The organism is Streptomyces sp. NPDC058464 (assembly GCF_042721035.1).
In the GTDB taxonomy this organism is placed as follows: Bacteria; Actinomycetota; Actinomycetes; order Streptomycetales; family Streptomycetaceae; genus Streptomyces.
In genome coordinates this window covers 1-17,182 of sequence record NZ_JBHXMA010000089.1, presented here as the reverse complement: position 1 = coordinate 17,182, position 17,182 = coordinate 1, and the positions used below count along the sequence as shown (strand labels likewise).

The 17,182-nt window shown below is 71.8% G+C and carries 3 protein-coding genes; all 3 read right to left on the bottom strand.

The genetic code is table 11. From position 1 onward, the window contains the following. Positions 1-2,282 (bottom strand): condensation domain-containing protein (locus tag ACFWPQ_RS50745; RefSeq protein ID WP_384051803.1); only part of this gene is annotated, 2,282 nt, incomplete at its 3' end. After that, positions 2,282-8,824 (bottom strand): amino acid adenylation domain-containing protein, encoded by a 6,543-nt coding sequence (locus ACFWPQ_RS50740; RefSeq protein ID WP_384051801.1) that lies wholly within the window; start codon positions 8,822-8,824, stop codon positions 2,282-2,284. The genes ACFWPQ_RS50745 and ACFWPQ_RS50740, both read right to left, overlap by 1 nt. Then, on the bottom strand, positions 8,821-17,169 hold the full coding sequence (locus tag ACFWPQ_RS50735) for an amino acid adenylation domain-containing protein (protein WP_384051805.1): 8,349 nt from the start codon (positions 17,167-17,169) through the stop codon (positions 8,821-8,823). Before ACFWPQ_RS50735 ends, ACFWPQ_RS50740 begins: the two co-directional genes overlap by 4 nt. Positions 17,170-17,182 lie beyond the last annotated feature (13 nt).

The following is a 17,182-nucleotide window of genomic DNA, read 5'->3' as shown; positions in this document are numbered from 1 at the left end:
AACCCGGCCACCCGGCCCGGCTCGGCCCGCTCCCGCGCCGAGGCCACCACGAACGCCGCCCCCGAAGCCAGCGCCAACAACAGCTCCCACACCGAGGCGTCGAAACTGAACGACGCAAACCCCAACACCCGCTCGTGTTCACCGAGCCCGAACAGCCGCCGCTGGGCCACCGCCAGGTTCACCACACCACCATGGGTCACCTGCACACCCTTCGGCACACCCGTCGACCCCGACGTATACATCACATACGCCAGCCCGGCGGCGTCCACGAACACCGGTTCCAGTGGCACGGAAGGCAGCACAGCCTCATCCAGCCACACCACACTCCCGATCCCACAATCCGCCACCAACCCTGACGCGACAGACCGATGCCCCACCAACACCCGCGCACCACTGTCACCCAACATCAACCCCAAACGCCCCGCCGGATACTCAGGATCCAACGGCACATACGCCGCCCCCGCACGCCACACACCCAACACCGCCACCACCAGATCCACCCCACGCTCCACACACACCCCCACCACCGACTCCGCACCCACACCCCCAGCACGCAACACCCCCGCCAACCGCCCCGCACGCTCCCACAACCCCCCATACGTCACCTGACGCACCCCACACACCACCGCCACCGCATCCGGACACCGCTCCACCCACCCACCAACCAACCCCAGCACCCCACCCACACCCGGCACCGCCACCACCGAATCACTCCACCCCGCCACCAACCGCCCACGCTCCACAGCGGACAACAACGACAGGTCAGCGATCCGCCGCTGCGCATCCTCGGCGACGACGGTCAGCAGGTTGACGAGATGGGCTGCCATCCGCTCCACGGTGCCGGCGTCGAACAGGGACGTCCGGTAGTCGATCCTGCCGACCAGCTCGCCACTGGCCTGGAGCTCGCCCAGCCCCATCACGAGGTCGAACCGGACCGGCGGTGCCGTGTCCAGGGAGAGCCCGTCCGGTGAGTCCGGCCCGGCGTCGGTCGGTCCCGACGGGTCGTAGTTGAAGAGAACCTGGAACAGCGGGGCCCGGGACCGGTCGCGTTCGGGGGCCAGCGCGTCGACCAGTTGCTCGAAGGGCAGGTCCTGGTTCTCGTAGGCGTCCAACGCCATGTCCCGTACCCGGGCCAGGAGTTCGCTGAAGGTCGGGTCCGCGGACAGGTCGGTGCGCAGGACCAGGGTGTTGACGAAGAACCCGATCAGGTCGTCGGTCTCGGTCCGGTTGCGGTTGGCCACCGGCGCGCCGACCACGACGTCGTCCTGGCCGCAGTACCGACCCAGCAGTACGGCGGACGCCGCCAGCAGCGTCATGAACATCGTCGCGCCGTTGCGGCGGGCGATCTCCTTCAGGCGGTCCACGACCGGCGCGGGGACCACGAACCCGGCGGAGGCTCCGGGGCCGTCCGCGGCCTTCGAGCGGGGCCGGTCGACGGGGAGCTCCAGCGCCGGTGCCCCGGCCAGCCGGCGCCGCCAATAGGAGAGTTGGTTCTCCAGGACCTCCCCGGTGAGCCAGGAGCGCTGCCACATCGCGTAGTCGGCGTACTGCAGCGTGAGCGGCGGCAGCGGGTCCGGTTCGCCGACCCGGAACGCCTTGTACAGGAGTTCCAGTTCGCGGTGGAAGATCCGGCCCGACCACTCGTCGGAGGCCACGTGGTGCACGGACATAGCCAGTACGTGCCCGGCCTCGCCCAGCCGGATCAGGCAGGCGCGCAGCACCGGTCCGGCGGCCAGGTCGAAGGGTGCCGCCGTGGTCGCGGCCGCCAGCCGCCGTGTCACCGTCGCCACGTCCGTCGTCGCGGACACGTCCACCACCGGCAGCGGAACCGGCCGCGGCGGGTCGATCACCTGGTACGCCGTCCCGTCCGGGGCCGCCACCAGGCGGGTCCGCAGCACCTCGTGGCGGGCGACGACGGCTGTCAGCGCCGCGCCGAGCGCCGCCACGTCGATGTCGCGGCCGAGGCGCATGTGCATCGGCACGTTGTACTCGGCGGATCCCGGGTCGAGTTGGTCGAGGAACCAGAGCCGTTGCTGGGCGAACGAGAGCGGGAGCCGGTCCCGCCGGTCGGCCCGGGTGATGGCCGGAGCGGAGCCACGGGGGACGCCCTGCCTGGTTCCGAGGAGGCGCACGATGTCCTCGCGCCACTCCTGGAGCCGCTGTCGGAGGTCGCCGGTCAGCACGTCCCTCGGCGCGAAGACTCGGAGCCGTCCCTCGTGGAGGCTGAAGCGCACCCCCTGGCTCTCCAGGTTCGCGACAAGATCTGCGGGAGAAGCAGCCATCAGGAAATACCATCCTCGCCGGGCCGTGCGTCCTGTGCGTAACCGCCGAGTGCCTGGAGCACTTCGTCGTCCGACATGTGCTCGATCTCGTCCAGGATCCGTTCCTCGACGGCCCGGGCGAGTTCGCCGACGGTGGGCTGGTCGAAGAGGGTCGCGAGGGGCACCTCGGTCCCGAACGCGTCGCGGATACGGGAGATCACCTGGGTGGCCAGCAGGGAGTGGCCGCCGAGTTCGAAGAAGTTGTCCTCCGTGCCGACCCGGTCCACGCCGAGCAACTCGGCCCAGATCTGCGCCAGTACGTCCTCGGTGGGGGTCGAGGGCGGGACGTGGGAGCTGTCCTGGTCGGTCCGTCCGATGTCGGGGACCGGCAGTGCGGCGCGGTCGATCTTGTTGCTGGGGGTCAGCGGCAGGCCGGCCAACTCGACGAACGCCGACGGGATCATGGCCTCCGGCAGGCTCCGTCGCAGGTGTCCGCGCAACTCGCCGGTGTCGGGCATGCCTTCGGCGGGGTCGGCGGGAACCACATAGGCCACCAGACGGGCCTGTGCCGACTCACCGAACGGCGTCACCACCGCCACCTGCACCCCGGGATGCGCGGCCAGCGCGGCCTCGATCTCACCCGGCTCGATCCGCACCCCCCGGACCTTCACCTGATCATCGACCCGGCCTAAGAACTCCATCCGGCCCGCCGCACTCCACCGCACCCGGTCACCCGTCCGGTACATCCGCGAACCGTCCCCCGCGAACGGATCCGCGAGAAAGCGCTCCGCCGACAGGGCCGGACGCCCGCCGTAGCCGCGCGCGACACCCGCACCCCCGATGAACAGCTCGCCCGCCACCCCGACCGGCACCGGACGCAACCGGGCATCCAGCACATGCACCGTCGTCGCCGCGATCGGCACACCGATCGGCACCGGCGACACCGACTCCCGCAACAGCCACGCCGTCGACGTGATCGTCGCCTCCGTCGGCCCGTAGGTGTTGAGCACGGGTACCGAGGTCCGCTCGAACCAGTCGGCCAGCACGGCCGCCGGCACCGCCTCGCCGCCCAGGTTCAGCAGACGGAAGTCCGGGCCCAACCCGTGTCCCGCCGCGCGGTCGGGCGGGAGGGCGGAGAGGGCCATTTCCCATACCGCGGGGGTCATCTCCAGCATGGTGACCCGCTGTGCCCGTATCTCCCGGAACACCTGCTCCGGGGTCCAGAGTTCGGCGCCGCGCAGCACCAGCCGGCCGCCGTACACGAGGACCGAGAACAGCTGGTCCACGGTCGCGTCGAAGGTGATGGCGGCGAACTGCAGGGTGCTGTCGTCGGGGGTGATCCCGTACTGGCGGCCCAGCTCCACCAGTCGGACGGTCATGGCGGAGTGCTCGACGAACACGCCGTTGGGCCGGCCGGTGGAGCCCGAGGTGAAGATGACGTAGGCCAGGTTCCCCGGCTGCGCCGCTGGCGGCAGATCGGTGTCCGGGCGGGCGTCGATGCCCGCTCGCTCGTCTTCGATCAGCATCTGCGGCGCCGTGGCCGGTTCGAGCCGGTCCGCCACCTCGCTCTGGGTGATGACCAGTGCCGCCCCGGCGGCTCCGAGCATGTACCGCATCCGTTCACCGGGGTGGTCGGCGTCCAGCGGGAGATAGGCGGCGCCCGCCTTCAGCACGCCCAGCAGCGCCACGACCAGGCCGGTGCCGCGCAGCAGGCACACCCCGACGACGTCCTCACGACCGATACCCCGCGCCAGCAGATGCCGCGCCAACCGGTTCGACCGCGCATTCAACTCGCCATACGTGAGCTGACATCCACCCGACACCACCGCCACCGCATCCGGCCGCAACCGCGCCTGCCGCCCGACCAGCTCCAGCACCGAGCCCTCCACCACCGGCTCCGCACCCGAACCCCACGACCCCAACTCCCCGCACTCCGCCTCCGACAACAACTCCAGCTCAGCCACCCGACGCCCGGGAACCGCAAACGCCCCCAACACCACGACCAGATGGGAGACCAGCCGCCTGACGGTGGCTTCGTCGAACAGGGCAGTGCCGTACCGGAGGACACCGGCCAGGCCGCCCTCATAGGTGTCGCTGAGGGTGAGGTCGAGGTCGGCGAGGGTGAGGGTGCGGGCCGGTTCGTCCGCGTCAAGGCCGTCCGGGGTGTCGGGCTCGTGCCGGGCGGCGTCCCCGGCTCCCTGGACGTAGCTGAAGAAGACCCGGAACAGCGGGGTGCGGGCGCGGTCCCGGTCGGTGACCAGGGCGTCCACCAACTGCTCGAACGGCAGGTCCTGGTGCGCGTAGTCGCCCAGCGCGGCCGTCCGCACCCGGGCCAGGAGCTCGGCGAACGTCGGGTCGCCCGACAGGTCGGTGCGCATCACCAGCGTGTTGAGGAAGAAGCCGATCAGGTCCTCGGTCTCGGCCCGGCTCCGGTCCGCGACCGGCGTGCCCACCACGACGTCCTCGGTGTCGCAGTAGCGGCCCAGCAACACGCTGAACCCGGCCAGCAACGCCATGAACATCGTCGCGCCGCTGTTCCGGGCGGCCTGCCGCAGCCCGTCGACCAGGTCCGCGGGGACGGTGAACGGCACCGCCGCGCTCTCCGTCGACCGGACGGCCGGCCGGGGCCGGTCGGTGGGCAGCTCCAGCACCGGGGCTCCGGTCAACCGGTCCTTCCAGTAGGCCAGTTGCTGTTCGAGCACCTCCCCGGTCAGCCACGACCGTTGCCACGCCGCGTAGTCCGCGTACTGCGCCGCGAGCGGTGGCAGCGGATCCGGCTGTCCTGTCCGCAACGCGTCGTAGGACGCGAGCAGTTCGCGTCGCAGAATGCGTTCGGACCAGTCGTCGAAGACGACGTGGTGCATCGTGAGTGCCAGCTGGTGCTCGGTCTCGCCGAGCCGGATCAGGCAGGCGCGGAGCAGCGGCTCGGCGGCGAGGTCGAAGGGGGTGGCCGCGGCCAACGCGGTGAGGGCCCGCGCCGCCGTCGTCGGGTCGGCCGTGTCCGACACGTCCACCACGGGCAGCGGCACCGGCCGCGGCGGGTCGATCACCTGGTAGGCCACCCCGTCGGAGCCCGCCACCAGCCGGGTCCGCAGCACCTCGTGCCGCGCCACCACCGCGTCCAGGGCAGCACCCAGGACGGCCACGTCCACGTGGGTGTCCCACCCTACGGACATGCGGACGACGTACTCGGACGATCCTGGTTCGAGCCGGTCGAGGAACCAGAGTCGTTGCTGGGCGAAGGAGAGCGGCAGCGGCCGGTCGTGGGAGACCGTGGTGACCGGGGGCACCGCAGACCCGCGGGCGGTGCCCTCGATCACCTCGGCGAGCCCCCGGACCGTCGGATGCTCGAAGAGCGCGGCGAGGGGCACCTCGGCCCCGAACACCGCCCGGATCCGCGACATCACCTGAGTCGCCAGCAGCGAGTGCCCGCCCAGCTCGAAGAAGTCGTCGCCGGCGCCGACCCGGTCGACTCCGAGCACCTGGGCCCAGATACCGGCGACGAGTTCCTCGGCGGGACCGGCCGGGGCCACGTACCGGCCGTCCGGGTCGGCGCGATGGCGGTCGGGATCCGGCAGGGCCGTCCGGTCGGTCTTGCCGGACGAGGTCAGCGGCAGGCCGGCCAGTTCGGTGAAGAGTGCGGGGATCATGAAGTCGGGCAGGCTCTGGCGGAGGTGGCCGCGCAGCGCGTCCACGGAGGGGATGCCGTCGGTGTGGTCCGCCGGGACGAGGTAGGCGGCCAGCCGCCGGGCGGCGCCGTCGCCCCAGGCGACGACCGCGGACGACCGGATCGCGGGGTGGGCGTTCAGCGCGGCCTCGATCTCGCCGGGCTCGACCCGGAAGCCGCGGATCTTGATCTGGTCGTCGATCCGGCCCAGGAACTCCAGTTGTCCGTCGGGCCGCCGGCGCACCCGGTCGCCCGTCCGGTACAGCCGTGAGCCGTCGTCGGCGAACCGGTCGGCGATGAACCGTTCGGCGGTGAGCGCCGGGCGCCGGCCGTATCCACGGGCCAGCTGACGGCCGCCGACGAACAGTTCTCCGGCCACCCCGATCGGCACCGGGTCGAGGCGACTGTCCAGGACGTGGAGCCGGGTGTTCGCGATCGGCGTGCCGATCGGCGTGCCGATCGCCGGGCCGCCCCGGGCGGACGGGCCGACGGCGCCGATGCTGGCCGCCACCGTGGTCTCGGTCGGGCCGTAGCCGTTGAGGAGGCGGTGGTGGGGCTGCCAGGCGGCCGCGAGTTCGGGGTCCAGCCGCTCCCCCACGGTGATCAGGGTGGCTAGTCCACGCAGGTCGCCCGGTTCCAGCACCCTCAGGAGCGACGGCGGCAGGGGCGTCACCCGTACCGCCCGGTCGCGGACCAGCTCGGCGAGCAGGTGCGGTTCGGCGCGCCGCTCCGGCGTGGCCACGACCGACGTGCCGCCGAGGGCGAGGGCCATCACCAGTTCGCCGACCGCGCCGTCGAAGCTGAGCGGTGCGAACTGGAGCACCCGGGTCCCGGGGCCCGCCCCGACGCCCGCGGGGAACGCGGTCGCGAGGTTGATGACGCCGCGGTGCGTCACCTGGACGCCTTTGGGCGTGCCGGTCGAACCGGAGGTGTAGATCACGTAGGCGAGCCGCTCCGGGCCGCCCGGCGCCGGGCCGGGCGGGGTGGGCGGCCAGAGGGCGATCGCGGCCCGCACCGCCGGGTCGTCCAGCGCGAGGGTCGGCAGCCCGCCGGGCGGGATCGCGGGCAGCCCGGTGCCGACAATGATGGCCGCGCCGCTGTCGGCGAGCATGAACGCCGTGCGTTCCGGCGCCTGGTCGGGGTCCAGCGGCAGGTACGCCCCGCCGGCCAGCCAGACCGCCAGAACGGCGATCACCGCGTCTGGTCCCGGCGGCAGATGCAGGCCCACCACCGTCTCCGCTGTGACGCCGGCCTGGCGCAGCCGGTGGGCCAGCCGGGCCGCGCGTTCCCGCAGGGCGGCGTACGTCAGCGAGAGGGAGTCGTATTCGAGCGCGATCGTGTCCGGTGCCGCGCGCGCGATCAGCTCGTGTGCTCCGTCGGCGGGCGGAGTGGGGACCGCGGTGTCGTTCCATTCGTCGAGGAGACGGTTCCGTTCGAGCGGGGTGAGGACCGGCAGGCCGCTGACCGGCCCGCCCTCGTCCGCGGCGATGGCCTCGAGCACCGTGGCCAGGTAGCGGGCCATCCGCCCGGCGGTCCCGTCGTCGAACCGGGCCCGGTCGTACACCAGGCGGACCACCAGTTCGTCGTCCTGGTTGACGATGACGGCCAGCGGCTCCTGGGCCGGCATCTCGAACAGGATCCGCTCGATCCGGATGTCGCTCCCCGTGAAGTGGTCCCGGTCCTGCTCCCGGTCCTGCGCCTGATCCTGCGCCTGATCCTGCGCCTGATCCTGCGCCTGATCCTGCGCCTGATCCTGCGCCTGATCCTGCGCCTGGTCCTGTTGGGCCTGTGCCGCCGGTGTGGGGTAGTTCTCGAAGACGAACAGCGTCTCGAACAGGAGTTGTCCGGCGGGGATCTCGCTGCAGGCCTGGATGTCGGTCAGCGGGGTGTGCTCGTAGTGGCGGGCGCGTGCCTGTTCGGCCTGTATGCCGGCCAGCCACTGCGGGACCGTCTGGCCGGGGTCGATCCTGATGCGGGCCGGGATGGTGTTGATCAGCAGACCGACCATGGACTCGACGCCGTCCAGTCGACCGCCGCGCCCGGAGGAGACCACGCCGAACAGGACGTCGTCGGTGCCGCTGTAACGGGCGGTGAGCAGGGCCCAGGCGCCCTGGACGACCGTGTTGGCGGTCAGCCGGTGCCGTCGTGCGAACGCGGCCAGCCTGGCGGACGTGTCGGTGGGCAGGCGGACCCAGGCCGTGCCCTGCCCGGTCTCCCCTGTCGGGTACCCGGCGCTCAGCGGTGTGGGCGCGGTGAGCCCGGCGAGCCGCTCCCGCCAGTACCGGCGGGCGGCTTCCCGGTCCTGGCCCGACGACCAGGCCACGAAGTCACGGAACGGACGTCTGGCCGGCAGCCTCGGCCGCCGTCCGGCCGCCAGTTCCCGGTAGGCGTGCAGGGCGTCCCCGACGACCACCGGCGCACTCCAACCGTCCAGCAGCAGGTGGTGGTAGCTCCACAGCACGCGATACCGGTCCTCGCCGAGGTGCAGCACCGCGACCCGTGCCAGTGAGGGCGCGGCGAAGTCGGCGCCCCGGGCGGCGTCGGCGGCCTCGTACTCCGCGACGGCACGCTGCCGGGTGTCCTCGTCGAGGCCGGACAGGTCGATCACCTGCCAGGGCAGCGGCACCGACCGGGACACCACCGCCACCGGTACCTCGGCCTGGTCCCACACCCCGGTGCGCAGCACCTCGTGCCGGGCGAAGACCAGCTCCCAGGACTGCCGCAGCAGCCCGAGGTCGATGCGGCCGTCGAGCAACAGCCCGTACTGGATCCAGTACTTGCCCTGCCCGGGAGCCAACCGGGAGTGGAACAGCATGCCTTGCTGCAGGCCGGTCAGCGGGTAGATGTCCTCGATCGCTCCGCCGCGCGGCCGTGCCGTCATGTCGTACGCCGTCATGCGCCGCCTCCGGAGTCGGTGCTCTCGGCCGGCCCGGGGGCCGAGCCGAAGTGCTGGGCGATGAGATCCAGTGCGGCGGGGTCCAGGCCGGCCAGCGGGAAGTCCGACGGGGTGCGGTCGTCGTCCTCGGGGCGGCAGCAGGCGTCGATCAGTTCGCCGAGTGCCTCGATGTGGTGGTGCGCCAGCCCGGAGATCGTCGCCCGGTCATGGATCTCGTCGCTGTAGCTCCAGACCAGGCTCAGCCGGCCGTCCGCGACGCGGCCGAGGATCTCGACCAGGTGCAGGCGGTCGCCTTCGGAGGACCGCGCCCGGCCGCGTGGTCCCTCGATGAGCCGGAACCGGTCGTCGGCGGTACGGCCGTTGGCGGCCTGGCCGAGGTAGTTGAAGCCGATCTCGGCGGTCGCCGGGGGCCGCCAGCCCGCGAGGTGGCGCAACAGGCCGTGGCCGAGGCCGTGCCGGGGTACCCGCCGTAACGTGTCCGCGGTGTCCGCCAGTGCCCGGCCCGGCTCCGTGCCACCGGGCAGCGCGACCGGATACAGGCAGGTGAACCAGCCGACGGTACGGGACAGGTCCATGCCGGGCCCCTCCTCGTGCCGACCGTGGCTCTCCACGTCCACCACCGCCGGTCCCCCGCCGAGCCAGCGGCTCAGCACCGTCCCGAGCGCGGCCAGCAGTACGTCGTCCACGCGCCGGCGCGCTTCCGACGGCAGCCGGTGCAGCAACCGTGACGTCCGCTCCTCGTCCAGCTCCACCCGCACCTCGCGGTTCGCCACCGCCGCGTTGCGCCCCGCCCGGTCGCGCGGCAACGGCCTTATCTGCCTGGTGACTTGTTCCCAGTACGGGATCTCGGCGGCGACCTCGTCCGAACCGGCCAGTTCCGTCAGGTACGACGACCACGCGGCGAACGACGTCGTCTTCGGGGGCAGCACCACGGGCTGCCCCGCCGCCAACCGCTCGTAGGCCGCTGCGAGATCGCCCACCAGGACGGGCCAGGACACCGTGTCCACCACGAGGTGGTGCACCACGACGAAGACGAACGGCCGTTCGCCCCGGTCGAGGAGCACAACCCGGATCAGCGGTCCGGCCGACAGGTCCAGGGAGCTCTGCGCCGCGTCGGCGACGCTCGTCAGCCACTGTTCCTCGGCCGTTCCCGGCGGGCACGGCCCGGCCTCCCACACCACGTCCGCCGTGTCGTCCGCCGTGTCGCCCGCCGTGTCGTCCCCCGGGTCGGCGACGCGGCCCCGCCACTCGCCGTCCACCGGCTCGAACCGCGACCGGAGCCCGTAGTGGTGCGTCAGCAGCGCGGCCACCGCCTCCCGCAACACCTTGGCGTCCACCCGACCGGCGGCCTCCAGCAGCACCGACTGGTTGAAGTGCCACGGCACCGGCAGGTCCAGCCCGAAGAACCACTTCTGCACCGGCGACAACGCCGTGTCGCCCACCACCGCGCCCTGGTCCGCCACCGCGCCCGCGGCGACCTCGGCCACCGACGCCAGTGACCCCGCCGTCTGGAAGTCGAACAGCTGCGCCACCGACACGTCGACACCCGAGGCACGCGCCTGCGCCACCACCTGGATCCCGGTGATCGAATCACCGCCCAGCTCGAAGAAATTGTCCTCGGCGCCCACCCGGTCCACACCCAGCGCCCGGGCGAACGCCTCCGCCAGCACCCGCTCCACCGCGTTGCGCGGAGCGACGAACTCCGTCACCTCCGGGCGCACCAGGTCCGGATCGGGCAGCCGCCCCCGGTCGACCTTGCCGTGCGGTGTCAACGGCAGAGCGGCCAACTCGGTGAAGGAGGCCGGGATCATGAACTCGGGCAACCGCCGCCGCAGGAACTCGCGCAGATCGGCCACCGCGGGGATCCCGTGGGCCGAATCGGCCGGGACCAGGTAGGCCGACAGCCGGGCCGCGGCCCCCTCCCCGAACACGGCGGCCACCGCCGACCTGACCTGCGGATGCGCGGCCAGCGCCGCCTCGACCTCGCCCGGCTCGATCCGGTGGCCGCGCACCTTCACCTGGTCGTCGGTCCGGCCGAGGAACTCCAACCGGCCGTCGGCCCGCCACCTCGCCCGGTCTCCCGTCCGGTACAGCCGCGAACCGTCCCCGGTGAACGGGTCGGCGACGAACCGCGCCGCCGTCGACGCCGGCGCTCCCAGATAACCTCGGGCCAGGCCCGTCCCGCCGAGGAACAGCTCACCGGCCACCCCGACCGGCAACAGGCCCATCGACCGGTCCAGGACGTGCACACGCGTGTTGTCGAGCGGGACGCCGATCGGCAGTGCGCCGTCCGTCCCCGGCCGCCCGGCCGGCTCCCCCTCCTCGGGCAGTCGGGTGTACGACGTGACGCCGATGGTCGCCTCGGTCGGGCCGTAGATGTTGTGCAGCGGCACCGGCAGCGCCCTGGCCAGGGCGGCCGCCGTCCGCCCGGTGAGCTGCTCCCCGCCGCACACCACCTGGCGCACCCAGACGCAGCCGGCCAGGGCGGGGCGGTCGGTGAGGACCGACAGCAGCGACGGAACGGTGGGCAGGACGCTCACCCGCTGCGCGCGCATCGTCCCGATCAGCGCGTCGGGGTCCGCGACCGGTCCGGTCACCGGCATGACGACCAGGGTGCCGCCCGTGGCCAGGCCCGGGTACAGCTCGACCCCGAACGCGTCGAAGCTCGGCGACGTCGAGGCCACCAGCACCCGGTCGTGCTCCGTGAGGGCGAACCGGCGGCCGAACCAGCCCACGAAGTCGGCCAGCGCGTCGTGCCCGACCATCACGCCCTTCGGCTGCCCGGTCGATCCCGACGTGTAGATCACGTACGCCAGCCGCCCGGCTCTCTGCGGCGCGGCCGCGGCGGGCTCCGCCGCCGTCACGGCCCGCCGTACCCCCGGGTCGTCCAGGGCGATGATCCGCAGCCGCCGCACGGGCAGCTCGTCCACCGTCGCGGACGTGCCGAGCAGGACCGCCGCACGACTGTCGGCCAGCATGAACGCGAGCCGCTCCGCCGGGTGCGCCGGATCCAGCGGCAGGTGGGCCGCGCCGGCCTGCCATACGGCGAGCACCGCGACGGTCAGGTCGATACCGCGGGGCAGGCACAACCCCACGACGGTCTCCGGCCCGACCCCGATCCCGCGCAGGTGTCCCGCCAGCCGGGCCGCCCGTGACATCAGCCCGGCATAGGTGAGCGAGCGTCCCCCGCACGTCACCGCGACCGCGTCCGGGCGGGCAGCGGCCTGCTCCGCGATCCGCTCCGGCACCCCGGCCGTCGGCCGGGGCACAGAGGTGGCGTTCCACTCGACGGCGAGCCGGTGGCGTTCCTCGGCGGTCACCAGCGGCAGCGCCGACATCGGACGGTCCGCGTCGGCCGCGACCGCGTCGAGGATCGTGCCGAGGTGCCCGGCCATCCGCGCGACGGTGGTCCTGTCGAACAGCGCCACCAGGTACTGGATCACTCCGGACAGCTCGCGCCCGTCGTCACTGAAGATCATCCGTATGTCGAACCGCGAGACCGCGCCCGTCCACAGGCCCTCCAGCGCTCCGGGGTCCAGGTTCCGGGTCGGTCCGTCCTCGGTGTCGAAGTAGTTGAACAGCACCTGGAAGAGCGGGGCACGTGACCGGTCGCGTTCACTGACCAGCGCGTCGACGAGCTGCTCGAACGGCAGGTCCTGATGGGCGTACGCGGCGAGCGTCGTGTCGCGGACCCGGCCCAGCAGTTCGGTGAAGGACGGATCTCCGGACAGGTCGGTGCGCAGGACGAGGTTGTTGACGAAGAACCCGATCAGGTCCTCGGTCTCGGCCCGGTTGCGGCCCGCCGCCGGAGTACCCACCACGATGTCGTCCTGGCCGCTGTAGCGCCCCAGCAACACCACGAACGCCGTGAACAGCGTCATGAACAGGGTGACGCCGTTGTCGCGGGCGATCCGCCGCAACGCGTCCGCCGTGGCGGTCCCGACGGTGAACGGCAACACGGAGCCGGCGGTCGACAGCACCGGGGGGTGCGGCCGGTCGGTGGGCAGCTCCAGTACCGGAGCTCCGGTCAACCGCTCTCGCCAGTAGGCAAGTTGACCGTCCAGCACCTCACCGGTCAGCCACGAACGCTGCCACACCGCGAAGTCCGCGTACTGCACGGTCAGCGGCGGCAGCGGATCGGGCTCCGCGGACCGGAACGCGTCGTACAGGGTGACCAGTTCGCGTCGGAAGATCCGGTCCGACCACTCGTCGAAGGCGATGTGATGGACCGTCATGGCCAGGATGTGACCGGCCGGGCCGAGCCGGATCAGGCAGGCCCTGATCAGCGGCCCGACCGCCATGTCGAAGGGCAGCAGCGCGTCCGCCGTGATCAGCAGCCGGGCGCCCGCCACCGCGTCGGGCAGCTCCGACACGTCCGCCACCGGCAGCGGAACCGGCCCGGGAGGATCGACGACCTGACGGCCGACGCCGTCCGGTCCCACCACCAGCCGGGTGCGCAGCACCTCGTGCCGCGCCACGACCGCGCCGAGCGCCGCCTCCAGGCTCCGGACGTCCAGATCGGCGTCCAGCCACATCGGCGTCGGCACGTTGTACTCCGTCGAACCCGGTTCGAGCTGGTCGAGGAACCACAGTCGCTGCTGCCCAAAGGACAACGGCAGCGGCCGGTCCCGGCGCACCGCCGTCACGGGCGGCACCGCACGTTCCACCGACATGCCGTCGATGACGGCGGCCAGACCGCGCACGGTAGGACGTCCGAACAGTGCGGCGAGGGGTACCTCGACCCCGAGCTCGGTGCGGATGCGGGACATGACCCGGGTAGCCAGCAGGGAGTGCCCGCCGAGGGTGAAGAAGTCGTCCTCGGCACCGACCCGGTCCAGGCCCAGCAACCCGGCCCAGACCGCGGCCAGTACCTGCTCCGTCGGCGTCGACGGCGGGATATACGAGCCGTTCAGGACGGGACGCAGGTCAGGGGCGGGGAGAGCGGCACGGTCGAGTTTGCCGTTCGGGGACAGCGGATACGCCGCCAGCTCGATGTACGCGGCGGGAAGCATGAACTCCGGCAGCCGACGCGCCACGAACGCCCGCAACACGTCGGGGGCGGGGATGCCTTCGGCCGGCTCGGAGGGGATCACATACCCGACCAGCCGTGCGGTGGCGCCGGTCCCGTCCACGACAACCGCCGCGGACCGTACGGCGGGGTGGGCGGCCAGGGCTGCCTCGACCTCACCCGGCTCGATCCGGAAACCACGCACCTTCACCTGCGCGTCGGCCCGGCCCACGAAGTCCAGCCGGCCGTCGGGCAGCCAGCGGACCCGGTCACCCGTCCGGTACAAGCGCGAACCGTCTTCCGCGAACGGGTCCGGGATGAAGCGCTCCGCCGTCAACGCAGGGCGGCCTCCATAGCCACGGGCCAGCTGCGGACCACCGATGTGCAGTTCGCCGGGCACCCCGACCGGCACCGGGTTCAGCGACCGGTCCAGCACGAACAGCCGGGTGTTCGCTGTCGCACGGCCGACCGCCGGGGCACGCCCGGCCCTGGCATCCACCGGGCCGGTGGTCACCATGACCGTCGTCTCCGTCGGACCATACGTGTTGACGAGCTGACGTCCTTCGGCCCACGCCCGCGCCATCGTCGCCGTCAACCGCTCCGCACCCGACAACACCGTGTTCAGACCCGGCACCAGTCCCGGGTCCAGCACCTCCAGCAACGACGGCACCACACTCGCCGCCTCCACCCCCAGCGCCGCCACCATGCCGGCCAGCCGGGCCGGATCAGACCGCTCGACACCAGCAGCGACGACCAGCGTGCCGCCACGGCCCAGCGTCACCGCCACATCCAGCACGGCCGCGTCGAAACTCAACGACGCGAACTGCAACACCCGCGTCCCCGACGACACACCGAGCACCGGCCCGATCGCCGCCACCAGGTTCACCACCCCGGCGTGAGACACCTGCACACCCTTCGGCATGCCCGTCGACCCCGACGTGTAGATCACATACGCCAGCTGACGCGGGTCAGTCGACTGACGTGGGAACAGGGGCAGTTGGGTGCGCTCTGGCGGTTCGTCCAGCCACACCACCGGGAGGTCTTTCGCGACCGATGCGATCAGACCAGCCGTAACCCGCCGATCCGTCAGCACAGCCACCACATCGGCATCGGCCAGCATGAACTCCAGCCGCTCGGAGGGGTATTCAGGATCCAGCGGCAGATACGCGCCACCCGCCAGCCACACCCCCAGCACCGCCGTCACCATGTCCACCCCACGCGGCAGACACAACCCCACCACCGACTCCGGGCGCACACCTCGCGCACGCAACCGCCGCGCCAGCCGACCCGCATGTTCCACGAGGGCTGCGTAGGTCATCTGCCGCTGTCCGCAGACCACCGCGACCGCATCCGGGTCAGCCGCAGCACGGGCGAGGACCAACTCAGCGGCCCCGCCCTCCGACGGGGACGGCACGGCTTGGCCGTCCCAGCCGCCGGCCACCTGCCGCCGCTCGGCCTCCGACAACACCGATATCCGCGACAACGGACGACCCGGATCAACGGCCACCGTCTCCAACACGGCGACGACGTGCCCCGTCAAACGAGCGATCGTCTCCGAATCGAACAACTCCGTGCTGTAGTCAAGCTGGCCGGTCACGTCCGTGCCACCGTCGGCCAGCGCCAGGGCCAGTTCGAACTTCACCTCCACCGGGGGCGGCGCGACATCCCGGGCGGGCCGGATGGTCTCCTCGTTCTGGTCGGGAATGGCGTAGCTGAAGAAGGCTTGGAAGAGCGGGGTGCGGGAGAGGTCTCTCTCGGTGACGAGTGCGTCCACCAGCCGTTCGAAGGGCAGGTCCTGGTGGGCGTAGGCGCCCAGCGCGGTCTCCCGCACCCGGCCCAGCAACTCGCTGAAGGAGGGATCTCCCGACAAGTCCGTCCGCAGCACCAGCGTGTTGACGAAGAACCCGATCAGGTCCTCGGTCTCCGCCCGGTTCCGGTTCGCCACCGGCGTTCCGACCACCACGTCATCGGTGTCGCAGTAACGGCCCAGCACCACCAGGTAAGCCGCCAACAGCACCATGTACATGGTCGCCCCGTTCGCGCGGGCCATCTCGCGCAGCCCGTCGGCGGTCTCGGCCGGGATGGTGAAGCGGGTTGCCGTACCAGCACTGGACCGCACGGGGGGACGGGGTCGGTCGGTGGGCAGCTCCAGGACCGGCACATCCGCCAGCCGGTCACGCCAGTAAGCGAGTTGACTGTCCAGGACCTCGCCGGTGAGCCAGGAGCGCTGCCAGACGGCGAAGTCCGCGTACTGCACCGGCAACGGCGGCAACGGATCCGGCTCACCGTCACGGATCGCCCGGTACAGCGCGGATATCTCGTGCCAGAGAATGCGCCCCGACCATTCGTCGGAGACGGCATGGTGCATCGACAAGGCGAGCAGGTGCCTGCTGTCGGCCAACCGGATCAGAGAGGCGCGCAGGAGTGGTCCGGCTGCGAGGTCGAACGGTGCCACCGCATCCGCCTCGACCAGAGACCGGACCACGGCCACCGGATCAGCAACACCGAAGACGTCCACCACCGGCAACGCAACCGGCCCCACCGGGTCGATCACCTGCCGCGCCACACCGTCCGGGCCCGCCACCAGCCGGGTCCGCAACACCTCGTGCCGCGCCACCACAGCCGTCAACGCAGCCTCCAGCGCAGCCACATCCACCAAGCCGTCGAACCACACCGGCGACGGCACGTTGTACTCCACCGACCCCGGCTCCAACCGGTCCAGGAACCACAACCGCTCCTGCCCGAACGACAACGGCAACACCCCATCCCGGGCAACCGGCACCACCCCCGGCACCACCACCCCCGGCACCGACTCCTCCACCACCGCCGCGAGACCACGCACCGTGGGACGGTCAAACAGAACCGCCAGGGCAATCTCGCTGCCAAACACCTCACGGATCCGGGAGACCACCTGGGTCGCGAGCAGTGAATGCCCGCCCAGCTCGAAGAAGTTGTCCTCGGCACCGACACGATCCCGCCCCAGCACCTGCCCCCAGATCCCCGCCAAAAGCTCCTCCGTCGCCCCCACCGGCTCAACAAACAAACCCACCTCAGGAGCAGAGGTGTCGGGATCAGGAAGCGCGCGGCGGTCCAACTTGCCATTGGACGTCAACGGAACCGCCGACAACTCCACGAACACGGAGGGCACCATGAACTCCGGCAGCCGGCCCCGCAAAAACTCACGCAACACAACAGCCGAAGGCATACCGGACCCGCCGTCGACCGGGACCAGATAGGCAACCAGCCGCCGATCCACACCGTCACCGTCCGCCACCACCACAGCCGACCGCACACCCGGATGCGCAGCCAACGCAGCCTCCACCTCACCGGTCTCGATCCGGAACCCACGC